The sequence below is a fragment of the Filibacter tadaridae genome, from assembly GCF_900609045.1.
Taxonomy (GTDB): Bacteria; Bacillota; Bacilli; order Bacillales_A; family Planococcaceae; genus Sporosarcina; species Sporosarcina tadaridae.
Window position 1 is genome coordinate 258,358 of sequence record NZ_UXAV01000044.1, and the last position, 24,062, is coordinate 282,419.

The window sequence follows — 24,062 nt, forward strand, 5'->3', positions numbered from 1 at the left end:
ATGAAATAAATATACCATTCAAAATTGCTACGGCTAACCCTTGTAGAGTGCCTTCACAAGTTTTCATACAGGTTCATTAATTCAACATATATAGCGAAACTCTATTGCATACTATCGCAATAGTAGCATGGCCAATTTCCTAAAACTTCTTTGAACATCCTCTTATATACGCATTGACAACCATTTCAGTATAACATAAACTCTTCATCTTTCAACAATTTTCATTCATCGCTGAAGTCCGATTCATTGTCTATACGGCGAATTAAACTAATAAGATTTGTCACCGGCAAATCCTCTCCTGAAAACAAGCTTTCTATGTACTGTATATACGCGGTGGCGACGTCCTCCGGCGTGTAATCTCCCCAATCGAATGGGAATGCTGTTATCGCGAACTTTTCAATGAGTCCACGGACCATATCCAAGCGTGATGGATCTTTTTGTAGCTGCTCTTCAACCGCTACTAATACATCGGCTGTCATAACGTCTTGCCCGGGTAACGTCATTTCAGCAGGTATAATTGTTTTTTTCCCTCCAAATTTACTGACGGTGACTTCTTCAGAATACGCAGTTTGATGTAATAATGTCAATGCAAACGTAATGACAAGGGGTGAAAGTTCGCTCAGCTCAATAATTTGATGCATGACAGGCGCGATACTTGATAAGTCGGAACCCTCTAATGAAGCAAGGGCGTATTGTTGACTTAACGTATCCATTGCGATGAATTCATCGACTGTAAACACGATTGCCGGCGTTTCGAAAGCATTCTCCATATAGCGTTCTGACAATCGCGTGTTTAGTTCCCGTAAATAGTTGAATTTCTTCATCATGTCTTCAGGGACTATTCCTTCATCCATAATTGCACCAATTGTCATTTCAACTTCCTCGTATTCCTGCAACTGTATGCTGATCGTTAAATACAATTCCATCGCATCGATGTAATCGGTTGTTCCAGTATGTAGTAGTCTGGCTGCAATTTCTTTCGCGCGTTCGAATTCTTTTATTTCATAGAGGGAGACAGCGTATGGGCCAAGAAAGTCAGGATAATCTGGCTCGTATTGGATTGCTTGATCAAACGCTTTCACCGCTTTTTCGTACTCTTCCTGATCTACAAAAGTATGTCCTGTTTCAACTAGTTTTTCAAATGTTCCTGGGAATACTACGATGTTTTCCTTCTTCCGGAGCCTTCCGTATTTCCTACGCATTGCGCTCACCTGCTTTCGTCATTCCCACTATAGCATAGTGAATTTTATTTTGAAATTGATTGGTGGTTAATCGGTTGAAAAATGTTTACGACGAATCATTTCCTGTGATGCTGTTACTTACACTTTCGCTTTTAACTTCACGGTATCTTTTAGTATACTATGGAACTCGAGAGTGCGTACTTCACTTATTGTATTACTTGTTTTATACTAACAAAGGAATCAACGTTATAAAGCGAAACTTCAATCAGTGGGGGGTTCCCCATCCCTCACTGATTGTTAGTTAAGCCATTCGGGCTTTTACGGGCAGTTGATCCCCCACTTATTCTTCTTGTTTCCTTGAAGACTTGAAGTTGGGGGTCTTACTGTCCGTTAATGCGGGATAAATCATCTATAAAGAGGAGTTTTCATCATGACAATTAAAGTAAAAGCGATTATTGGTAGTACGAGTTCGACTTCATTCAACTTGAAATTAGTTGAGCATATGAGAAGCCGTTATTCGGAACAGTTAGAAATAACGCCTGTTTTCATCAATGATCTTGAAATGTTTTCAATTGATATAGAGAGCAACCCGCCTGCAAACGTGGTGGATTTTAAAAATAATGTTAAAGATTCAGATGCTGTACTTTTTGCAGTTCCTGAATACAACTTCTCTATTCCAGGCGCGTTGAAAAATGCGATTGACTGGTTGTCACGCGGTGGCGATTTCACCCTTCAAGGTAAACCTGGATTCATCGTAGGTTCTTCTATGGGCGTAATGGGGAGTATCCGTGCACAAATGCATTTAAGAGAAATCCTTTCAAATCCGGCATTAGCACCTGTTTTACTGCCAGGTAACGAAGTATATATTGGGGCGGTTCACACTAAAATGAACGAAGATGACGAACTTACCGATAAAGCTACAATCGATTTCTTGGATTCAGTTGTTTATAACTTTATTAAATTCTATAAGAGAACGGCTATTACAGCCAACGTATAAGTTGAGCCACCAAAAAAACAGACACTCTTTTTCATGGAGTGTCTGTTTTTTAGTACCTATTTTACCAATGAATCGCCGATAACATAATCATTTTTCATTTTTGCAATATGGGAGGCATGGTTGGTTCCCCATTCGTGCATAACTGCCAAGACAGGTTGCAAACTTTGTCCGTATGCTGAAATAGAATACTCAACTTTTGGAGGTACTTGGGGGTAAACGACTCTGTTTACAATATCCTCGTCTTCTAATTCCCTTAGTTGTTTCGTCAACATTTTTTGTGTAATTTCGGGCATCAATCTTTTCAGTTCACTAAAACGTTGAGTACCTTCATTGAATAGGTGCAATAAAATAATCGGTTTCCATTTGCCGACTAAGATCCCTAAAGCTTGATCAACCTTACATAGTTCGGGTTTCATACTGGCATAGCCTCCTTTAGTATCTTTTTGTATACTATAGCATAACAAGTCTCGTACGTGAGTGTGTGGTGCCAGGCTATTGGCACCGTTTGCGCACTTCAAATTGTGGAGGCACATAGCATCCCGTGCGAAAAAGAAAAAATGTACTTGCATTTGTATTTCCTTTAACGGATATATCTCTTATGACTTTTCTAGCACTAGAAAACTACCGAATACAAAAAACGCTAACCGATTAACACGGTTAGCGTTTTTACTTACGTCCCAGGCAGGATTCGAACCTGCGACCGATGCCTTAGAAGGGCATTGCTCTATCCAGCTGAGCTACTGAGACATGCGTTTAGCAATCGATTGATTGTTAACGACAAACTTTATTATAAAGAGTATAGATGCAAAAGTCAACACTCTATTCACATCTTTTTTAATTCTGTTGAATCCACTGTTTTATGCGCCAGGTTTTTGAACGTCACTCGGACAGTTTCATCCCACTCGATGACCGCATAGGTCGGCTCGTTGCCACCACGTGGCTGCATTGTACTTCCCGGATTAACGAATAGAATACCGTCTTTCACCTCTGCGCCGTAAACATGCGAATGGCCGAACAAAACGATATCTGCGACGCATTCTTTTGCGGCATAGAAAAGCGCCATTAACGATTGCTTCACGTTGTGCTCATGGCCGTGGACAGCGAGTACCGTCTTTTCATTGACGGAAGTGACGACTGAAGAAGGAAACCGCGTATCGATATCACAATTCCCCCTTACTTTGTGCACCTTAGACAAAACCGGGTCGTTGAATGCTAATTCACTGTCCCCGCAATGGAAAGTTGCATCCGTCTGGAGCAAGGAGACCGCTTTTATCGTCTCCTTGTCACCATGCGAATCGCTCATCACGATAATCTTCATTCTGAATCCTTCAACTGCTTCAAGAAAAGAGGAAGCTTCTTTTTTAAGTTAGCAAGTGCTGCTCCACGATGGGAAATTGAACTTTTTTCTTCCGCAGACAACTCCGCCATCGTACATTTTCTGTCGGGAAGATAAAAAATCGGATCATACCCAAATCCATTCGTCCCTTTACGTTCAGAATGAATGCGACCTTCGCAACTACCCGAAAACGTTTCTGTCTCCATACCAGGCCCTGCAACAGCGAGCACACAACGGAATCGCGCACCACGCCCCTCTTCAGGCACCGCTACAAGCCCCTCCAACACTTTGTCGTTATTGGCATTGTCACTTTTACGTTCGCCTGCATAGCGTGCAGAGTACACGCCGGGCGCACCATCGAGCGCATCTATTTCAAGCCCACTGTCATCCGCGATAACAAACTTACCGAGAAGTCGTGCAACTGTCTCGGCCTTCAAGATTGCATTTGCTTCAAACGTATCACCCGTTTCTTCAACATCAATCGCCTCATCGATATCGTTCAACGTCAAAACAGTGACGCCGAACGGCTTAAAAAGCGTCTCGAAATCTTTGGCTTTTCCTGCATTATTTGTTGCGATGAATAGTTCTTTCATGGCTTACTTCCCCCTTCATTTAGGCCCGTTTTGCTTGTCCATCCCTTGTTATGTCAGCAATCCTTCATCATCACATCTCTCGTATTTCCACATCTTGTCATCTCTATTGCTTATACAAGAAATACCCGAAATATCCCTATCGGAATATTTCGGGCACTTTTACAATATAATGGTCCTTACATCCGGCTTTTCAATCGACAACCAATCGATAACGATTTCCTGAAAATCATGTAACTCTCCGGTTGTATAGAAAACAGAAGGTGCATCATTGCCAGGCTTATTAGCTATACTGTTTAAACGTAAAGTACGTTCCACATCGCATACCGTTTCGATTGCAGATGAGATGATTGTTACATCTTTCGGTAAATGGTTTTGAATATGATGTTGCAATAAAGGATAGTGCGTGCATCCTAAGATAACAGCATCAAAGTCTTTATTGGAAATTTCATGTAATGTACGTTCAACAATATGCCCGGCTTTTTCCGTTTTATAATGGCCTTTTTCAACGATTGGCACAAATTCAGGACACGCAAGTGAGTGAATTTGTGCATCTACAGAAAAGGCGTGGATTGCATCGTTGTATGCACAACTATTAATCGTTCCCAACGTTCCAAGAACAGCAATCTTTTTCATCTTGGAAGCATTTACTGCCGCACGTGCACCGGGTTCTATAACACCGATGACTGGGAAGTTGAATTGCTCACGGATATCATCCATTGCTGCAGCTGTAGCTGTATTACAAGCAATGACGAGCATCTTGATGCCCATATCTGCTAATGCTGTTGCCATTTCAGTTGTGAACTGGCGTACTTCTTCTTCTGGTCTTGGCCCATATGGACATCGTTCATCATCGCCTATATAAATAATGGGTTCATGCGGTAATCTTTCGAGCATCTCTTTTACAACGGTTAGACCGCCGACACCCGAATCGATAATCCCAATTGGTGCATTCACTATAATCACTCAATCCTTTTTCATCTCTAGATGTAATTTGCTTAACAAATGGGAAAGATTTTTCACTTCTTCTTCACTAAAATCTTCCAAAACGGTATCCAAATAATGGCGCCGCTTCACGATCACTTCTTCGATTATTCTTTCACCCTCAGAGAGTAGATGGATTCTCACAACGCGGCGATCTTGTTTGTCACGAACTCGCTTCACCAAACTGTTCTTTTCCATCCGATCCACTAAGTCTGTCGTCGTACTGAACGCTAAGAACATTCGGTTCGATAAATCACCGATCGTCATATCCCCATGTTCAAATAACCATTGCAATGCAATAAATTGAGGCGGAGTGATTGTATAATTACTTAGAATCCTGCGACCTTGCTGCTTAATGATTCCTGCTATATACCTTAACTCTTTTTCCATAAGCGCAACTTCATCATGTTCTTCTATTTTGGGTGCGATCCGTTCCGTCAAGTCAACCAGCTCCTTGAAAACGATTACTGTCTTCCTATTGTCCCCTTTTTAACTGCATATGGCAATACATTTAACTACAATTGTAACTCTCCTAGCCTTAAAAGTTCGACTATCGCTTGAGCTCTACCCGAAACGCCCAACTTTTGAATCGTATTGGAGATATGGTTCCGGACTGTTTTTTCACTAATCCCGAGCCGTCCCGCGATGTCTTTTGTCGTTTGATCTTCAACGAGTAAATTGAATATTTCTCGTTCCCTTGGTGTTAATAATGAACGGTGTTTCGATCCTTCCATCAAGACGCGCCCCTCCTATCCGCTTTCACTCTAAAATATGTGAGGAGGATGCAGGCTGTGCCGGCTACTTCATTATTAAATGGGAAAATTGTCTGTCTGGCAAAAGGTTAACCATTCACGTTAACGTGACAGACCAAAAAGTAACAATGCATCTTTTGTCCATGGAACACTTTTCCCTGTCCGTCTACCAATCTGAACAACAGTACCTCTTCCAGTAAAGACGATATCACCATTTCCATTTTTGGCCATATAATGAATATCGATTGAACTATTCCCGATTGTAGCGACTTTTACATATAGATTAACTGTTTCATCAAAAAAGACTTGTTTAACAAAATCGCATTGCAAGTCAGCTACAACAGGAATCGTTTCACTTACAGGATTAAGCCAATCACTCATCAGTCCGATATGCTTAAAATATTCAATCCTGGCATATTCGAAATAAGAAAAAGGAATTGTATTGTTTAAATGCCCATACATATCTGTTTCTGAAAAACGCACGGTTATGGGAGCAGAAAAAGCAAATTCCGATGCCCACGTATCTAACTCTTCTATGTAGCTTGCTTTCATAATCAAAATCCTCCAATATTTAAAATGAATGATGGTTCATTTCTTTATAGTACCAAAAATCCATACAAAAAAGTAGTACAACAAACAAAAAAAGAAATAAAACCCTACAAGGCCAGTAGCCATTGCAGGGTTTTTGAAAGAATTAGTCTACCATATGATCGCTTCCGAAGAAGTTTTTAAACAGCTGAACTGATGTTGCACGGTTCATAGCCGCAATCGATGTTGTAAGTGGAATACCTTTTGGACAAGCAACTACACAGTTTTGTGAGTTACCGCATTCAGCAATCCCGCCATCTTGCATCAATGCTTCTAGACGTTCATCTTTGTTCATAGCACCTGTTGGATGCGTGTTAAATAGACGAACTTGCGATAATAGTGCAGGTCCGATGAAATTCGTTTTGTCGTTAACATTCGGACAAGCTTCAAGACATACACCGCATGTCATACATTTCGAAAGTTCATATGCCCATTGACGTTTCCGTTCAGGCATACGCGGTCCTTCACCAAGGTCATATGTTCCATCGATAGGAATCCAAGCTTTGATTTTCTTTAATGAGTCAAACATGAAATCTCTGTCTACGATAAGATCGCGAACGACAGGGAATGTTCTCATCGGCTCAAGTCTGATTGGTTGCGTGAATTGATCAACAAGTGCTGTACACGATTGACGTGGACGACCATTAATGACCATTGAACAAGCTCCACAAACTTCTTCCAAACAGTTCATATCCCAGCTGACAGGTGTCGTTTTCTTACCTTCAGCATTGACCGGATTACGACGGATTTCCATTAGTGCGGAAATCACGTTCATGTTCATTCTATAGGGTACTTCGAATTTTTCCCAATAGGGTTTCGAATCGGGTGTGTCTTGGCGGTGTATCTCAAATTTAACAAGTTTCTGCGACGTCTGCTGTTCTTTTTCTTGTACGGCAGTGTTGTTCTCGCTCAATTACTTCGATCTCCTTTCGATAGAGAAAAATTACTTAACAGAATAGTCACGTGCGCGTGGCGGTATTAACTCTCCGTCAATCTCTTCATAATGGAAAACCGGTGCAGAGATACCATCGAATTTTGCCATTGTCGTTTTCATAAATTCTTCATCGTTACGTTTCGGGAATTCCGGTTTGTAATGAGCACCACGGCTTTCATTACGATTAAGAGCCCCTAGCGTGATTACACGTGCCAGATATAGCATGTTTTTCAATTGACGCGCGAATGTCGCACCTTGGTTAGACCACAATTGCGTATCCGTCATGCTAATGTTTTCATATCTCTCAAGAAGCTCCAAGATTTTAGCATCCGTTTTTTCCAATCTGTCATTGTGACGAACAACTGTTACGTTGTCAGTCATCCATTCACCAAGTTCTTTATGAAGTACATAAGCGTTCTCTGTACCATCCATTTTAAGAAGAGCGTCCCATTTGTCTTGCTCTTCTTTTATCGCTTCGTCATAAATTGTAGTAGGCAATTCATCTGCACTACGCTCTAGACTATGCATATATTTAACCGCATTCGGTCCAGCGACCATTCCGCCGTAAATTGCAGAAAGTAGTGAATTCGCACCAAGACGGTTCGCACCGTGTTGGGAATAATCACATTCACCTGCTGCAAATAGACCAGGAATATTTGTCATTTGATCGTAATCGACCCATAGTCCACCCATTGAATAATGGACTGCTGGGAAGATTTTCATAGGCACTTTCCGTGGATCGTCCCCTGTAAACTTCTCATAAATTTCGATGATGCCGCCCAATTTGACGTCCAGCTCATGTGGATCTTTGTGTGAAAGGTCAAGGTAAACCATGTTTTCACCGTTAATGCCTAGTTTTTGATTGACACAGACGTCAAAGATTTCACGTGTTGCAACGTCGCGTGGTACTAAGTTACCGTACGCAGGGAAGTTTTCTTCAAGGAAGTACCAAGGTTTACCATCTTTATATGTCCAAATACGGCCACCTTCACCGCGAGCCGATTCACTCATAAGACGAAGTTTGTCGTCTCCAGGAATAGCCGTCGGGTGAATTTGGATGAATTCGCCGTTCGCATAATAAGCACCTTGTTGGTATACAATCGATGCCGCTGAACCTGTGTTGATAATTGAGTTAGTGGATTTACCGAAGATGATACCAGGACCGCCTGTAGCCATAATAACTGCATCAGCTCTGAATGCTTCGATTTCCATTGTTTTAAGGTTTTGTGCACGAATCCCTTTACAGTGACCTTTTTCATCTTTGATTATACCAAGGAATTCCCAGTTTTCGTATTTCGTTACGAGTCCGTCAACTTCATAGCGACGGACTTGCTCGTCCAATGCATATAAAAGCTGTTGTCCTGTTGTAGCGCCCGCAAAAGCTGTACGGTGATGCATTGTACCGCCGAAACGACGGAAGTCAAGTAGTCCTTCAGGTGTACGGTTGAACATAACGCCCATACGGTCCATTAGACTGATGATTCCAGGTGCCGCATCAGTCATCGCTTTAACTGGTGGCTGATTCGCTAGGAAGTCTCCCCCGTAAATCGTATCGTCGAGGTGAATGGCAGGTGAATCGCCTTCCCCTTTTGTATTAACCGCACCGTTAATGCCGCCTTGCGCACAGACGGAGTGTGAACGTTTAACCGGGACAAGAGAGAACAGTTTAACCGGCGTGCCTTCTTCGGCCGCTTTCATCGTTGCCATCAAACCGGCAAGACCTCCGCCGACAACAATCAATCTGTTTTTTGCCATTATTGTTTCACTCCTCAAATTATAGCTGATCTCATATTACATTTAAGTTACTTAAGAATTAAATGAAAGCTAATGCGGCTTGTACGCCGATAATAGATAGAACTAGGAAAATGATAATTGTTATATACGAAACAACTTTTTGTGATTGTGGTGATTGTGTGAATCCCCAAGTAACTAAGAATGACCATAGTCCGTTCGCCAAATGGAATGTAGCTGCGATGACGCCGACAATGTAAAATGCCATCATAAACGGATTCTCTAAGATGTCGTGCATCATGTTATAGTCTACTTCAACACCCAATGCTTTTTGAATTCTCGTTTGGTAAAGGTGCCATGCGATGAAAACAACAAGGAATACACCCGTAAAACGTTGTAACTTGAACATCCAGTTACGGAAAGTGCCATACCGTCGTGTGTTGTTTTTCGCTGTGAAGGCTATGTACACACCATAGAACGCATGGAACATCAACGGGATGTAGATAATAAACCATTCCAGGAATAACACAAATGGTAAGTTCCCCATGAAATTAGATGCGGTATTGAATGATTCTGCACCGCGTGTAGCAAAGTGGTTGACAACCAAGTGTTGAGTCACAAAAAGCCCAACTGGAATAATACCAAGCAATGAATGAAGACGGCGCAAATAGAAATCTGATTCTTTCAACAAGTTTTTACCCTCCTTTATAACTGAGTCCACCAATCAATATTTGCCATCGTTTTGACACGAGAAAACGTTGACGGCTTGTCTCTTCATGGTACAATATTTATAACATATCTATTGTACTCCTACGTTTTCAGCAGGTCAAGACGATGAATGTTTTTCAATGCGTTTAACTTGCTATTTTTTTATTTATTACACGAAATCATTTATCTTTAACCGAAAGGGTTGCATCCAAGATTGAAAAATGCATATAATTCGCCGACCCAATTCGGCTATGAGATTTTGCGCGACTTCGTTCTCCCGAGTATATTAGGCCCTCATGAAGATGAAATATTATATTGGACAGGGAAAGACGTGGCAAGGAAGTTCCCTGTTTTCACAATCGATGAATTGCCTACTTTTTTTATGGAAGCCGGTTGGGGACAGTTGACGTTAAAAAGTTCTGTAAAGGATGAAGCCTTCTATTTAATGGATATGGCGCAAACAAATAACCAGAGTCGATCTTGTCATCTGGAAGCTGGCTTTCTCGCTGAACAGTACCAAAAGTTGAACGGTTTTCTAACAGAATGCTTTGGTGAGAAAAAGTTAGCAGATGGACACGTACAATTCCATGTGAAATGGGATTTAAAAGAGAAATGCTAACACAAAAAAGGAAGACCTATTCGCACTTTTGAATAGGTCTTCCTTTTTTCGCAGTCAATTATAAAATGAAACTACTATATAGAATAAACGAAGTTTCATAACATCACAAGGGCAGTTGCTTTCCGCTCCAAGCAACTACAACTCCTCAAACGGAATGCTTAAAAGAAGTCCCTTTACAATCTAGATAGCCAAGTTATATGTGCAATTTTTTGTGAATCCGATGCCCGAGAAAGTGATAGCCAGAGCAATAGGACTGGCAGTGCTCTTTCTGCCTGGCTTATCAAGGGAGGCATCCACGAAGCGCCGAAGCGATTTCGAATGGATTCTTTAGTTCAACTAATATAGTCGCAATAATGAAACCTTTCTAGCATTTTTAACGTATAAAGAGTTGAAGTGAAGATTTCTTTCAATAGAAAGAGGAGGAGAATAGATGAATAAAAAGACAGGTAGAAACCGATTCCATTTATGGAAACTAGGTATTGCCCTACTTTTTTCCCTTTGTTGCCTAGCAATTACAGGCTGCTCACAAACCGAACCGCAGGATAAAAACAAAGAAGGCATTCAATCGGTTCTGGAATTTGAATTCAATGCACCGAACGGGGAAGCACTGTCTGCCTATAATAAATGGATAGACAGCGAGCAAGGAGAACATGAAACATATGCTGACTATAACGACTACCTAGAGACTACCTTCGAGCCTTATTTTACTGAAAACGGCTTCGAAAGATACGTTAGAATGGGGTCCTCATTACAATTTCACTTAGCAGCCGACAAAAATGACTACCAACTAAAAGTCAACAAGATTGAAGTAGAACAAAATAAGAAAACACCAACAATCTACGACTTTGTCGTGTATATGGATTATGTACAACAAGACGGAGAAACAAAGAAAATCGAAATACCAGGCATAGCAGTCCTTCGGGAAGGTAAAATAGAGAAAATCACTTATATGGGTGACAGGAAATTACGAATTGAACTTTCGCACGGGAAATAATGCGAAACCTTAACCAATGGGGGGTTCTATTAAAGCCGAAGCAGTAAGACCGACTGTGCCCTTCAAGGCCACTGAAAAAGTTCTTTTTTATAGTGAGAACTAGTTGATTGTAGTGAAGAGCGGCGACTCCTGCGGGAACAGCACGAGCTGAAGACCCTGGACTGAGCGCAGCGAAAGCCGTCACGCAGAACGGCTTTTGCGAACAAAAGCGTAGCGTTGAGAGCAAGGGCAAGAGTGCCCGCGAAAGCGTCCGCTCGGAACGGAAATCAACGGGATACGAAGAGTTGGACTTTTTCAGCGGCCTCGCGCCCTTCTGTCTGGCTTATTGCGGGAGGCTACCCCAAGCGCCAAAGCGGGATTCAGTGGACTTCTTTTAATCCGGCACCGGGTGGGATTTCATTTTACACATGCAAACCAAACGTCTCATGTAAAACAGCTACCGCATTCTCCATTTCCGGTTCGGGTACGACAACAGAAACTTTAATCTCGGACGTACTGACCATTTTCACGGGAATAGACGCTATACGTAGCGTATCGAACATTTGGGCAGCTACACCTGGATTTGATACCATTCCACTACCGACAATCGATACTTTTGCAAGTCCCACTTCAAAATCGGCACGGCTATAGCCAAGTACCTCTTTCTCTTTTTCAAGCAGATTAATCACTTCAGCGAAATCCTCTTTTTTAATGGAAAACGAAACGGACGGCTGAACACCTTCCATAATTGTTTGGACGATAATGTCCACGTTTATGTGGTGATGCGCAAGAGCCGTGAATATATTTGCAAGTGAGCCGTTAAAAGGCATATCGTACATCACCGTAATCCGAACGATATCTCGTTCAAAAGCGATTCCTCGAACGATAAGATTATTTTCCAAATCGATTTCCTCCTTGATAATTGTCCCCACCCCATCCTTATGCGCCGGTCGTACACGGAGAGGTATTTGATGGTTTTTTGCAAATTCGACTGCTCGTGGATGAAGAACACCTGCACCAAGATTGGCAATTTCCAACATTTCATCATAGGCTATTTCCTCAAGCTTCTTCGCTTGTCCGATTAACCTCGGATCCGTAGTAAACACACCTTCAACATCTGTATAAATATCACAGACAGCCGCATCGATTGCAATGGAAATCGCAACCGCACTCGTATCCGAGCCCCCGCGACCCAGTGTCGTCAATTCGCCTTTATCATCTACACCTTGAAATCCCGTAACGACTGCAACGGACCCCGACTCTATTGCCGCAATGATCTTGTCCGCGTGAACCTGTTCGATCCGCGCATTACCATGTATTGATTCAGTCGTAACGCCCGCTTGCCATCCCGTATAGGAACGGGCTGGCACTCCTTCCGCAGAAATGGCCATCGCAAGTAACGATGCCGTCACTTGTTCTCCAGTTGCTAGCAGCATATCAATTTCACGACGGTCTGCTTGACTATTGACTTCCCCGGCAAGCGCCAGTAACTCATCTGTTGACTTCCCCATTGCCGAAACAACCACTGCGACTTCATGTCCGCAACGAACTTCTTCAACAACTAGTCGTGCAGCACGGGAGATCCTTTCGGGATTTGCAACAGATGTACCCCCGAACTTCATAACAATTCGTTTCATCATCATCCAGTACCTCCATTTTTCTCCTGAACACAAAAACGACTCCCAGATAGAGGAGCCGTTCCGATTGGAGCTATCGCCAAAATGGCGCAATCAGATAGCTCTCCAGGTAATTTCACCTGACAAACTCCCACTTGTTCAATGGAAATCCAGCAAATCGAATGTGGCAACAGTCGATTCACTTCGGCAGAGACGCCTTTCTATCCTTATCATCGGGTAGCCACCCTCAAAGAGTATACTCATCGTGCCCGCACCTCTATCTTCACTATGAAAATACTGTTCAATTTGAACATTCTCTAGTAGCGTAAAAATTCAGTACATTTACTTTACCATACTATTTTTCTGTCTGCAAATCGTCTTTTCGGAAATAAGCCTCGATGGATTCGGCAACAGCCATGGGTAATCCCGCCTCTTGTAACGAATCGACAGATGCTTCCCGAATCTTTTTCACAGAACCAAAATGTTTAAGCAACAACTTTTTCCGCTTCGGTCCAACACCCGTCAATCCGTCTAAAACGGATGTCAGTGAATTTGTTTCACGACGTTGCCGATGGAATGTAATCGCAAATCGGTGGACTTCATCTTGAATACGCTGCAAAAGATAAAAAGCTTCGCTCGTTCGTTTAAGGGGTATCAGTTCCACTGGATTCCCATATAACAGTTGCGCTGTCTGGTGTTTGTCATCCTTCGCAAGACCCGCAATTGGAATCGACAAGCCTAATTCATCTTCAATAATTTCCCGCGCCGCTTCCATATGCCCTTTTCCACCGTCAATGACGATTAAATCGGGAAGCGGCAATTGGTCTTTCAATACGCGGATATATCTTCTGCGTACCACTTCACGCATTGCGGCATAATCATCATGCGCGGCGGCTGTCATCGTTTTATATTTCCGATAATCTTTGCGATTTGGTTTACCGTCGACGAATGACACCATCGCGGACACTGCATCCGCCCCGTACGTATGGGAATTATCAAACGCCTCAATACGAAGAGGGGCAGAGATGTTCATCGCCTCACCAAGCTCTTCACACGCACCAATTGTTCGAAGTTCCTGACGTTCAATAAGATGGAATTTCTCTTTCAACGATATTTCCGCATTTTGTATCGCCAAGTTTACAAGATCCTTCTTTTTGCCCCGCTGCGGCGTCAACACATTTACATCGAGAAGTTGTCGAATGATATCCGTGTCGATTCCTTGGGGTACAAGAATCTCCTTAGGGAGTAAATGTGCGGATTTACTATAGAATTGACCGATATACGTGAGCAACTCTTCTTCAGGTTCTTGATAAGGCGGAAAGAGTGACACATCCCGTTCGATTAACTTACCTTGCCTGACGAAGAATACTTGCACACACATCCATCCTCTATCAACCGCATAACCAAATATATCCCGATCCGTAAAGTCGTTCATCGTCATCGCCTGTTTTTCCATCACCGCTTCAATATTAGCTATCTGGTCCCGGTATTCTTTGGCACGCTCAAACTCCAGATTTTCGGCAGCCGCCATCATTTTTTCCGTCAACGTTTTCTTCATCTCTTTATAGCCGCCGTTCAAAAAGCGAGAGACATCTTCATTCATTTCCTTATAAGTGCTTTCACTTACTTCATGGACGGAAGGGCACAAACATTGTCCCAAATGGTAGTAGAGACAGGGACGATCCCCACTCAAATTGCATTTCCGGTACGGATAAAGCCTATCAAGTAATTTTTTCGTTTCAGTAGCGGCATGTGCATGAGGGTACGGACCAAAATATTTCCCTTTGTCTTTTTTCACCTGTCTTGTGATGATTAACCGTGGGTGGCGTTCCGCCGTAATTTTAATATAAGGATACGTTTTATCATCTTTTAACATAATATTATATTTTGGATCGTACTGTTTTATAAGATTCAACTCAAGAACAAGCGCTTCAATATTAGAAGACGTAACAATGTACTCAAAATCGACAATTTCACTGACAAGCCGTTGCGTTTTCGCATCATGACTTCCGGAGAAATAACTACGGACTCGATTTTTCAACACTTTTGCCTTCCCTACATAAATAATAGTCCCTTGCCTATCTTTCATCAAATAACAGCCAGGCAAATCCGGTAAAATACTCAACTTCTGTTTGATTAAATCATTCATCATTCTCACCTACTAAAAAAACCGGGCACCCTCGGAAGGACCCGGTCTTCTGTTAGTTATAAAAAAAATTAAGCGTGTTTTGAAATCAATTCCGCTAGTGCTTCTTTCGGTTTAAAACCGACTACTTTATCAACGATTTCGCCGTCTTTGAATAGTACAAGAGTCGGAATCGACATGATGCCGTATTTGCCCGCAGTTTCTTGATTGTCGTCAACGTCCACTTTTACAATGTTCGCTTTACCGTCAATCTCACCGTCAAGTTCTTCAAGTACCGGTGCAATCATTTTACAAGGTCCACACCAAGGTGCCCAAAAGTCTACAAGGACAAGTCCTTCTTTAATATTTTCATCAAAATTCTGATCAGTTGCATGAATGATAGCCATGTTGAAATTTCCTCCTTTTATGAACTACTATGCATTAATTATACCATGCACAAGTATTGCGAGCTAAATATATGCTTAACCCGTAGAAAAGCAATTCTTCGTCCAATCAATGCAGAAAGCCTCCTGCGAAATGAGGAGGCTTTCACTACTTAACTATTGTGGATATGACCCATTAGTTGGTTTTGATTTTTTTGATTTCTTCTATCATCATTGGAATGACTTCGAACAAATCGCCAACAATCCCGTAATCTGCAACTTTGAAAATATTTGCTTCAGGATCTTTGTTTATCGCTACAATCACTTTTGAGTTGGACATACCCGCCATATGTTGGATTGCTCCAGAAATACCAGCAGCGATGTACAAATCAGGTGTTACAACTTTACCTGTTTGACCGATTTGCAATGAGTAATCGCAATAATCAGCGTCACAAGCACCACGTGATGCACCGATTGCGCCGCCTAGCAAGTTGGCAAGTTCTTGTAAAGGTGCAAAACCTTCTGCACTCTTCACGCCGCGCCCACCAGCAATAACAACTTTAGCTTCTGATAAGTCAACGCCTTCTGTTGACTTACGGATGACTTCTTTAATGACAGTACGTAGATTCGTAATGTCTACAGTCAATGACGTTACCTCACCAGTACGGCTTGCATCATGTTCAAGTGGTGCAATGTTATTCGGACGAACTGTTATGAAAAGAATACCTTCTTTGTTTTTCACTTTTTCAAACGCTTTACCAGAATAAATCGGACGAATGAAAACAGCTGCGTCGTCTTCTCCTTCAATAGCAGTCACATCAGATATCAATCCGGATGCTAGTTTACTAGCAATCTTCGGAGATAGATCTTTACCAAGGGCAGTATGTCCGAAAACAATAGCATCCGGTTTTTCTTGCTCATGAACCGCCATGAAAGCTTGGCTATAACCGTCAGAAGTATATTGTTTCAAATGTGGATGTTCCACAGTGATGACACGGTCCGCTCCGTAGTGAATCATTTCTTCTCCAAGTGATTGGATTGAATCGCCGATTAGAACGCCGACTACTTCTCCGCCACCGGAAATCTTTTTCGCAGCTGCGATTGTTTCAAATGAAACGTTACGCAATGCTCCTTCACGTGCTTCTCCAAGTACGACTACTTTTTTAGACATGTTTAAGTCCCTCCCAGTACAATTTCAATTCTGTTAGATTACTTTTGCTTCAGTATTAAGTAGATTTACAAGTTCTTTCGCTTGATCGGCTAAATCGCCTTCAAGGACACGCCCAGCCGCTTTTTGCGCTGGAAGATAGATTTCGATTGTTTCAGTTTTCGCTGCTACGTCATCTTCTTCTATATCCAAATCATCAAGTTCAAGCTCTTCAAGCGGTTTTTTCTTCGCTTTCATGATGCCTGGAAGGGATGGATAACGTGGTTCGTTAAGCCCTTGTTGTGCTGTAACAAGAAGTGGTAAAGACGTTTCTAGAACTTCTGAATCCCCTTCTACGTCGCGTGTGATGCTAGCAGTCGTTCCATTGATTTCAAGATTAGTAATCGTCGTTACATAGTTGATGTCCAACAATTCTGCAACGCGTGGTCCAACTTGTCCAGACCCGCCATCGATTGCAACGTTACCTGCGAGGATCAAGTCTGCATTTTTATCTTTTAAATACTCAGCAATAATTTTAGCAGCTGTAAATTCATCCATTTCATCAAGATCGTCTTCAGAATTGATAAGGACCGCTTTGTCTGCACCCATCGCAAGCGCTGTGCGAAGTTGTTTCTCGGCATCTTCTCCACCGATAGTAATGACAGTCACTTCACCATCATTCGCATCGCGCACTTGGATTGCTTCTTCAATTGCATATTCATCATATGGATTGATGATGAATTCAGCACCGTCATCTGCAATTTTACCGTTTGTGATTGCAATCTTTTCCTCTGTGTCAAATGTCCGTTTTACTAATACATAAATATTCATATTGAAGACCCCCTCAGCTTTTCAGTTATTTTCCTTTAAACACCGGTTCACGCTTTTCCAGGAATGCCTGGATTCCTTCTTTTGCATCTTCTGAAATGAAAACGTTTCCAAAAGAATCGGATTCTGCTTTAACGCCTTCATGATAGGAAGAGTGCTTGGAATATTGTAACATATTCAAAGCGTTTTTCACTGCTACAGGACTTTTTTTCGCAATTTTCTTTGCAAGTTCCATTGTTTTCGGTAATAATTCATCATCGGCATATGCGTGATTTGCAAGTCCAAGACGCACTGCGTCCGTACCATTAATTGGTTCGCTTGTCAGTAACATTTCTGCTGCTTTCGGCATGCCAACATAACGTGGTAGACGTTGCGTGCCTCCGAATCCCGGAATAAGTCCGAGTTGCAACTCAGGTAAGCCAAGTTTCGCTTTTTCAGTAACGATGCGTATATGGCAACTCATGGCTAGCTCTAATCCCCCGCCAAGTGCTGCTCCGTGTATGGCTGCAATTACCGGTTTCGAGAAACATTCCAGCCTCTCAAATACGGCTTGCCCGCTTGCGGCAAGTTGTGAGAATTCCTCTCCTGATTGAACAGAAGTGAATTCCTTGATGTCTGCCCCAGCGGAAAAGAACTTACCTTCCCCGTGCAACACAACTACACGCACAGCCTCATCGCCTTCCACTTGGTCAAGAAGTGAATCTACTTCTTGGATAAGTGCACGCGATAGCGCATTGGCAGGCGGTCTGTTAATCGTCGCAACAGCAACTCCATCTTCAATCGCAATGTTTAAATAGTCCATCCCACACCATTCCTTTCTCCGCTCGATCATGAATGGCTATGCTTTGACGCCATTCATGATGAGCTTATGTACTTCTGGTGACAATTTCATTAAATCATACTTTTGATCATTCATCACCCATGAAGTAATCGTTTCATCAATGGTACCGAAAACCATTTGCCTGGCTAGTCTGACATCCAGACCAGCGACCAATTCACCGTTTTCGATTCCATCTCTTAAAATCGTATCAAGTAGTGATAAATATTCTTTCAGTACTTCGTTGATCCGTAACCTCAATTCCTTGTTCGATTGCCGTAATTCGAGCTGTGTAACGATTGCCAGATGACGATCATCATGAAGCACACGGAAATGATTGTCAATCATCTTTAACAGTCTGTCGGACGTATCCTTATTGTTGTCAAGAATGACCTGTAAGTTATGAACGAAAATCGCCATTTTTTCCCTGAATACAGATATAAGAATATCCTCTTTATTTTTAAAATAAAGATAGATTGTTCCGTCAGCAACACCTGCTTCTTTTGCAATCTTTGAAACTTGTGCTTGGTGGTATCCATTCTCAGCGATAACGATAACTGCTGCATCTACTATTTGCTTGTATTTAGGCTTATCCCGTTTCACTTTCATTATCACCACCACAAAAAAGAAAATATGAATGATGATTCATTCATATTTTCATATTAGTATTTAATTGGTCCTGAGTCAAGCATTACATTACGATGGAAGTGGTTCTTTTGCAACTTTCTTTTTTTCTTCGTCCACCAATGTGCGCCGTAATATTTTACCGACGGATGTTTTCGGGAGTTCTTTACGGAATTCATAAAGTCTCGGTACTTTAAATGCCGCCAGGTTTTCACGACAATACTTATTTAACTCTTCTTCTGTAACTGTCGCGCCTTCTTTCAATACAATATACGCTTTCACCGTTTCTCCTCTGTACGCATCAGGGATACCCGCAACGATACATTCTTGAATACTTTCATGTTCGTAGAGGACTTCTTCGATTTCACGCGGATAAATATTGAAACCACTTGCTATAATCATATCCTTTTTGCGATCTACAACATAGAAATAACCCTTATCGTCCATATAACCAAGATCACCTGTTAACAGCCAGCCTTCACGGAACGTATTTTCAGTGTCTTCCGGTCTGTTCCAGTAGCCCTTCATGACTTGAGGTCCTTTTACGACGATCTCGCCAATCTCTCCATTCGGTAAAGGTTCTGTTGAGTCCGGCCCTAGTATACAGGCGTCTGTGTCTGGCCAAGGAACGCCGATTGATCCTTTTTGTCTTTCAGTTGCCCATAAGAAATTTGCATGCGTAACAGGTGACGTTTCTGTCAGACCATAGCCTTCTACAAGTTTTCCACCCGTTACTTTTTCGAACTTCTCCTGTACTTCAACCGGCAATGCAGCGGATCCACTTATACAAGCTTTAATGGATGAAAGATCGTATTTGCCAACTTCAGGATGATTTAAAAGTCCGATATAAATAGTAGGCGCTCCTGGAAATAGAGTTGGTTTTTGTTTATCGATTGTTTTCAATGCAGTTTCAAAATCAAATTTAGGGATGAGTACCATCTTATTTGCTAACATCACAGATAAAATAAGGACTGTGGTCATGCCGTATACATGGAAAAACGGCAGGATACCCATTACTGTTTCCTCACCCTCCTTACATTCATAGAGCCATTCATCACACATTTTTACGTTTGAAATGAGATTGGCATGCGTCAACATGACACCCTTCGGTGGACCGGTTGTTCCCCCCGTATATTGTAAAATCGCGATATCTTCGTCATAATCGAACTCTTCATTACTCGGTGCTGCTTTAGCCGTTTTCATGATTTCTGTGAATAAATGATTCATGCCGCGATGTTCGATTTTCACCGTGACACCATGTTCTTTCTTTTGGATAAAAGGGTAAATCAGATTCTTTGGAAATGGAAGATAGTCTTTAATGCCTGTGATGATTAAATGTTCTAATTCCGTCTTTTTAATCACTTTAGAAACTCTGGGGAATAAAATATCAAGTGTGATAATCGCTTTTGCACCTGAGTCCGCCATTTGGTAGGCAACTTCACGTTCGGTGTAAAGCGGGTTTGTTTGAACGACAATAGCGCCTGCGTATAAAATACCGAAGAAAGCGATTGCATTCTGTGGGCAATTCGGCAGCATAATTGCCACCCGATCCCCTTTTATAATGCCAATGGACTTCAAATAGTCAGCAAACTTCAACGACGATTCGTGAAATTCTTTGTACGTAATGTCTTTCCCCATAAAGTGCATAGCAGTCTTTTCGGGGTATTTCTTACCTGACCTTGTCAGAAATTCTTGGAGGGGAATCCTTTCGTAGTCGAGCGTCTTTGAAATCTCCGCCGGGTAAAGGTCTAGCCATGGTTTCGAAGTCATGTAAAAGCCCCTTTCTCTCTCCTATTAAGTTCTTTGAATATTCCTATATTAAGTATAGATGAAAGTCCATCTTCTTTCAAATAGATTTTTCAGAAACGTCAAGAAAAAAAAAAAAAAACTTGACCGGATTTAACCGATCAAGGCGTTTTAACGTATAGCCAGTATATACCGACTAGGATAAAAAGAATACAAACGACGATTAAAATTTTTGCTAATTTTTCCATATGCTGAGCTCCTATGAAATACTTGCCCCAATCACAAATGATAATCCTACCGAAATCGTTAACGATATGAATCCAACTGAACGGTTATCTTCTTCAATTTCCTTATCTATATGAAATTTCGGTGTTAGAAATTCAAAAAGGATATAGGCGAATATGAGTAGAACAAAACCGAACAATCCCCATCCAATCATCTGGGGCAATGTATTATGTTGTTCAATCGAGTACCTGAAAATGTTTGAAACACCAAAAATTTTACCACCTGTTGCAAGAGCAACTGCGACATTTCCTTTTCGGATTTCTTCCCAGTTCTTATATTTGGTGACGATTTCAAAAAGCACCATCGAGACGATGAGACAGAGGACTACGACACTGAAATATCCTGCGGTTTCAACGAGCGGATGGCTCCAAAATCCGGTTTCTGTCATGGTTTTACGCTCCCTTTACGTACAGTCTTGCTTTTATATACGTACGGGCTTGTTAAAGGTTTCAAAAAAACTTGTTAAAAATAGGATTCCATTGAAACCGCTGCGGCGCTCGGGGATGCCTTCGCTGGTTTGTGACACGGAATTCATATGGTTGTTTGGAATTTTCCCCGTATGCATTCCATTTAAGTCGTAGCAGTTGCTTGGAGTGCAGAGCGGCGACTCCTGCGACCAAAAGCGTTAGCGTTGAGAGCACGTGGCAAGAATGCCCGCGGAAAGCGTCCGCTCGGAACGGAAAGCAACCGCCTTTTTTTGAAGATATAACCTTTTGTTTGTCTTATATAGGTCGACTATTTATTTCAGTTCGACAACAGTGACGCCGTGGCCGCCTTCGCCGGATTCCCCGAATCGATAATTTTTCACGCGGGAATGACTCTTCAAATACTTTTGGATTCCCTGTCTGAGTGCGCCTGTTCCTTTACCGTGAATAATCGATACTTGGTGGTAGTTTGAAAGGATTGCATCATCCAAATATTTTTCGGTACGAATAATTGCATCTTCATATCGTTCGCCACGAAGATCGAGTTCCAATTTAACATATGAATCCCGACCTTGTACGGATGTGGAGACATATGATTTCTTTTCTTTCTCGGGTTTAACATATTCAAGACCTGATTGGTCAAGTTTCATTTTCAAAATACCGATTTGGACAATCCATTCTGTGTTCGATACTTTTTCAATAAGCGTCCCTTTTTGACCGTAACTAAGCACTTTTACCTCATCTCCCGTTTGTAAAGGGCGCGGGGCGGCTTTCGCTTTAACCGCTTTCTTCTGCTCTTCCGCAGGTGTTGCCCCTTCAAGGCGTTTCCGTGCTTCAATTAGTTCATGCTCTTTTATATCGGCCCCGACGTTGACCCGCATCTGACGCAAATCTGAAATGACCGCTTCCGATTCGCGTTTTGCATCGTCAATAATTTTCTTCGCACGCTCTTTTGCCTTCGCTTCCATTCGGCTTTTCATTTCATCGAAGTCGTTTAATCTTTCTTCCAGTTCACGCTTCAATCGTTCCGTTTCCAGTAGAATGTCATGCGTTTCTTCAGCATCTTTTTCTGATTGGACGCGGCTTGTTTCAAGTGAAGCGATCATTGAGTCGACTTCACCACGATCTGTACCGGTGAATGTTTTAGCACGGTCAATAATCCGTTCCTGTAAACCAAGTCGTTTTGAAATTTCGAATGCATTACTGCGACCTGGAACGCCTATTAAAAGACGATACGTCGGGCTGAGCGTATCAATATCAAATTCCACACTTGCATTTGTGACACCCGGTCGATTGTAGCCATACGCTTTCAGCTCGGGGTAATGTGTAGTTGCCATTACTCTCGCGCCATGTCCATGCACTTCATCAAGAATAGAGATGGCCAGTGCCGCCCCTTCTTGCGGATCCGTGCCCGAACCGAGTTCATCGAAAATGATTAGCGAACGATCGTCGTATTTTTTAATGATATCTACGATGTTCACCATATGAGATGAAAATGTACTTAGGCTTTGTTCGATGGATTGTTCATCGCCGATATCTGCGTAAACAGAGTCGAACACAGCGATTTCCGATCCGTCGAGTGCAGGAATCGGAAGACCCGCCTGCGCCATCAACGTACAAAGTCCGACTGTTTTCAACGTCACCGTTTTTCCGCCTGTATTCGGTCCTGTAATCACAATTGTGGTGATGTCTTTCCCAAACTCGATTGTGTTTGCAACCGCCTCATCAATCGGCAACAATGGGTGTCTCGCTTTGGCAAGACGAATATAGCCATCATTGTTCACTTCAGGTTTCGTACATTTATTTGCAACGCCGAATTTCGCTTTCGCAAGTATGACATCAATCTCGGCCAAGATAGCTACAAGTGTGAAGATATCGTGTGCAACTTCCTGTACTTTTGCAGAAAGCTCAAGGAGAATTTTATCGATTTCCTCTTTTTCTTGCAATTTCAGCCGTCTAATTTCGTTATTGGCCTGTACAACTGCATCCGGTTCGATGAACAACGTCTGACCCGACGAAGACATATCATGGATGACGCCACCAAAGTGCGATCGGTATTCCGCTTTCACCGGAATGACGTAGCGGTCGTTTCGAATTGTAACGATTGAGTCGGACAACATTTTCGATGCATTGCGACCGCGCGTATAACTTTCCAGCTTGTCACGGACGCGCCCTTCTTGGATCCGCAACCCTTGGCGTATCGTGCGCAGTGTGCCAGTCGCACTGTCGATAACATGTCCATTGTCATCGATTGCGTCATTGATATCATGTTCCAAACCGGTTAATACAGGAATAGCCTCTTTTTTGGCAATGAAATGCGGAATCTCAACATCTTCGTCAGCTACAATTGCTTCGATGAATTGCCGCAAAATACGGCTTGCACGAATTGTGTTCGCTGTTTCCATCAATTCATATGCACTCAGCATACCGCCCATTTGAGCACGCTTTGCATGCGGTCTAATGTCACTAATTCCGCCCATTGGCACATTTCCGCGAACGCGCAGGATGGATAACCCTTCATCCGTTTCTTCCAGAAGACGAACAACGTCATCATACTCACTGACGGGCTCCAAATTATCCATATGAGATCGTCCAGCTGTAGAAGTACAATGGTTTGCTGCTAACTCCCGGATTTTATCGAACTCAAGTGTTTTTAAGACACGATTTTCCAAT

24 protein-coding genes, 1 tRNA gene and 1 riboswitch are annotated in these 24,062 nt (G+C 42.3%); of the genes, 3 read left to right on the plus strand and 22 right to left on the minus strand.

The window, feature by feature from the left end; genetic code table 11:
- Positions 1–221: 221 nt before the first annotated feature.
- Positions 222–1,202 carry a tetratricopeptide repeat protein gene (locus tag FILTAD_RS14315; RefSeq protein WP_124071648.1) on the minus strand — a complete coding sequence of 327 codons (981 nt, stop codon included), beginning with the start codon at positions 1,200–1,202 and terminating at the stop codon, positions 222–224.
- Between the two features lie 409 nt (positions 1,203–1,611).
- Here FILTAD_RS14315 and FILTAD_RS14325 point away from each other — a divergent pair, with 409 nt between their 5' ends.
- Positions 1,612–2,178, plus strand: coding sequence for an NADPH-dependent FMN reductase (locus FILTAD_RS14325; protein ID WP_124071649.1), 567 nt, complete (start codon positions 1,612–1,614; stop codon positions 2,176–2,178).
- A 56-nt stretch (positions 2,179–2,234) separates the two neighbouring features.
- On the opposite strand, the gene FILTAD_RS14330 is transcribed toward FILTAD_RS14325, so the two are convergent.
- The 11 genes from FILTAD_RS14330 to FILTAD_RS14380 all read right to left on the minus strand — a co-directional run bounded on the left by FILTAD_RS14330 (position 2,235) and on the right by FILTAD_RS14380 (position 9,784).
- The gene (locus FILTAD_RS14330) at positions 2,235–2,594 is read right to left on the minus strand and encodes a winged helix-turn-helix transcriptional regulator (RefSeq protein WP_124071650.1); all 360 of its coding nucleotides are present in this window, start codon (positions 2,592–2,594) and stop codon (positions 2,235–2,237) included.
- 257 nt (positions 2,595–2,851) lie between these two features.
- A tRNA-Arg gene (locus FILTAD_RS14335) sits at positions 2,852–2,925 on the minus strand.
- A 76-nt stretch (positions 2,926–3,001) separates the two neighbouring features.
- Complete coding sequence (locus tag FILTAD_RS14340) at positions 3,002–3,496, minus strand: metallophosphoesterase (protein ID WP_124071651.1); 495 nt, start codon at positions 3,494–3,496, stop codon at positions 3,002–3,004.
- Positions 3,493–4,107 carry an XTP/dITP diphosphatase gene (locus tag FILTAD_RS14345; protein WP_124071652.1) on the minus strand — a complete coding sequence of 205 codons (615 nt, stop codon included), beginning with the start codon at positions 4,105–4,107 and terminating at the stop codon, positions 3,493–3,495. Before FILTAD_RS14345 ends, FILTAD_RS14340 begins: the two co-directional genes overlap by 4 nt.
- A gap of 159 nt (positions 4,108–4,266) precedes the next feature.
- Positions 4,267–5,070 carry a glutamate racemase gene (gene racE, locus FILTAD_RS14350; protein WP_345788909.1) on the minus strand — a complete coding sequence of 268 codons (804 nt, stop codon included), beginning with the start codon at positions 5,068–5,070 and terminating at the stop codon, positions 4,267–4,269.
- Complete coding sequence (locus FILTAD_RS14355) at positions 5,071–5,478, minus strand: MarR family winged helix-turn-helix transcriptional regulator (protein WP_124071709.1); 408 nt, start codon at positions 5,476–5,478, stop codon at positions 5,071–5,073.
- Between the two features lie 125 nt (positions 5,479–5,603).
- Positions 5,604–5,822 (minus strand): helix-turn-helix domain-containing protein, encoded by a 219-nt coding sequence (locus FILTAD_RS14360; RefSeq protein ID WP_124071710.1) that lies wholly within the window; start codon positions 5,820–5,822, stop codon positions 5,604–5,606.
- Between the two features lie 120 nt (positions 5,823–5,942).
- Positions 5,943–6,392, minus strand: a complete 450-nt coding sequence (locus FILTAD_RS14365; protein ID WP_203229723.1) for an acyl-CoA thioesterase — start codon at positions 6,390–6,392, stop codon at positions 5,943–5,945.
- A gap of 142 nt (positions 6,393–6,534) precedes the next feature.
- The gene (gene sdhB, locus FILTAD_RS14370) at positions 6,535–7,341 is read right to left on the minus strand and encodes a succinate dehydrogenase iron-sulfur subunit (protein WP_124071653.1); all 807 of its coding nucleotides are present in this window, start codon (positions 7,339–7,341) and stop codon (positions 6,535–6,537) included.
- Positions 7,342–7,371: 30 nt separating this feature from the next.
- Positions 7,372–9,117 (minus strand): succinate dehydrogenase flavoprotein subunit, encoded by a 1,746-nt coding sequence (gene sdhA / locus FILTAD_RS14375; RefSeq protein WP_124071654.1) that lies wholly within the window; start codon positions 9,115–9,117, stop codon positions 7,372–7,374.
- 58 nt (positions 9,118–9,175) lie between these two features.
- Positions 9,176–9,784: a succinate dehydrogenase cytochrome b558 subunit gene (locus FILTAD_RS14380; RefSeq protein ID WP_282432592.1), complete on the minus strand. Its 609-nt coding sequence runs from the start codon at positions 9,782–9,784 to the stop codon at positions 9,176–9,178.
- Between the two features lie 231 nt (positions 9,785–10,015).
- Here FILTAD_RS14380 and FILTAD_RS14385 point away from each other — a divergent pair, with 231 nt between their 5' ends.
- Both FILTAD_RS14385 and FILTAD_RS14390 read left to right on the plus strand, forming a co-directional pair.
- Entirely contained in the window at positions 10,016–10,420 is a 405-nt protein-coding gene (locus FILTAD_RS14385) for a YslB family protein (protein ID WP_124071655.1), read from the plus strand.
- Positions 10,421–10,850: 430 nt separating this feature from the next.
- Positions 10,851–11,414 (plus strand): hypothetical protein, encoded by a 564-nt coding sequence (locus FILTAD_RS14390; protein ID WP_124071656.1) that lies wholly within the window; start codon positions 10,851–10,853, stop codon positions 11,412–11,414.
- A 401-nt stretch (positions 11,415–11,815) separates the two neighbouring features.
- Here the strand turns inward: FILTAD_RS14390 and FILTAD_RS14395 are convergent, their stop codons facing one another.
- From FILTAD_RS14395 to FILTAD_RS14440, 10 genes are all read right to left on the minus strand, one after another.
- A complete protein-coding gene (locus FILTAD_RS14395) occupies positions 11,816–13,030 on the minus strand; it encodes an aspartate kinase (protein ID WP_124071713.1) in 1,215 nt (404 codons plus the stop codon).
- Between the two features lie 90 nt (positions 13,031–13,120).
- Positions 13,121–13,297: riboswitch (Lysine riboswitch) on the minus strand.
- A gap of 67 nt (positions 13,298–13,364) precedes the next feature.
- On the minus strand, positions 13,365–15,158 hold the full coding sequence (gene uvrC, locus FILTAD_RS14400) for an excinuclease ABC subunit UvrC (RefSeq protein WP_124071657.1): 1,794 nt from the start codon (positions 15,156–15,158) through the stop codon (positions 13,365–13,367).
- A gap of 68 nt (positions 15,159–15,226) precedes the next feature.
- Positions 15,227–15,541: a thioredoxin gene (gene trxA / locus FILTAD_RS14405; protein WP_124071658.1), complete on the minus strand. Its 315-nt coding sequence runs from the start codon at positions 15,539–15,541 to the stop codon at positions 15,227–15,229.
- Between the two features lie 172 nt (positions 15,542–15,713).
- Positions 15,714–16,688, minus strand: coding sequence for an electron transfer flavoprotein subunit alpha/FixB family protein (locus FILTAD_RS14410; RefSeq protein ID WP_124071659.1), 975 nt, complete (start codon positions 16,686–16,688; stop codon positions 15,714–15,716).
- Between the two features lie 33 nt (positions 16,689–16,721).
- Positions 16,722–17,495, minus strand: coding sequence for an electron transfer flavoprotein subunit beta/FixA family protein (locus FILTAD_RS14415; protein WP_124071660.1), 774 nt, complete (start codon positions 17,493–17,495; stop codon positions 16,722–16,724).
- A gap of 25 nt (positions 17,496–17,520) precedes the next feature.
- Positions 17,521–18,294 carry an enoyl-CoA hydratase gene (locus FILTAD_RS14420; RefSeq protein ID WP_124071661.1) on the minus strand — a complete coding sequence of 258 codons (774 nt, stop codon included), beginning with the start codon at positions 18,292–18,294 and terminating at the stop codon, positions 17,521–17,523.
- Positions 18,295–18,330: 36 nt separating this feature from the next.
- Positions 18,331–18,912, minus strand: a complete 582-nt coding sequence (gene fadR / locus FILTAD_RS14425) for a fatty acid metabolism transcriptional regulator FadR (RefSeq protein ID WP_124071714.1) — start codon at positions 18,910–18,912, stop codon at positions 18,331–18,333.
- Between the two features lie 93 nt (positions 18,913–19,005).
- Positions 19,006–20,703, minus strand: coding sequence for a long-chain-fatty-acid--CoA ligase (locus FILTAD_RS14430; RefSeq protein ID WP_124071662.1), 1,698 nt, complete (start codon positions 20,701–20,703; stop codon positions 19,006–19,008).
- Positions 20,704–20,938: 235 nt separating this feature from the next.
- Positions 20,939–21,352: a DUF350 domain-containing protein gene (locus FILTAD_RS14435; protein ID WP_124071663.1), complete on the minus strand. Its 414-nt coding sequence runs from the start codon at positions 21,350–21,352 to the stop codon at positions 20,939–20,941.
- Between the two features lie 351 nt (positions 21,353–21,703).
- Positions 21,704–24,061: an endonuclease MutS2 gene (locus tag FILTAD_RS14440; protein WP_124071664.1), complete on the minus strand. Its 2,358-nt coding sequence runs from the start codon at positions 24,059–24,061 to the stop codon at positions 21,704–21,706.
- Position 24,062 lies beyond the last annotated feature (1 nt).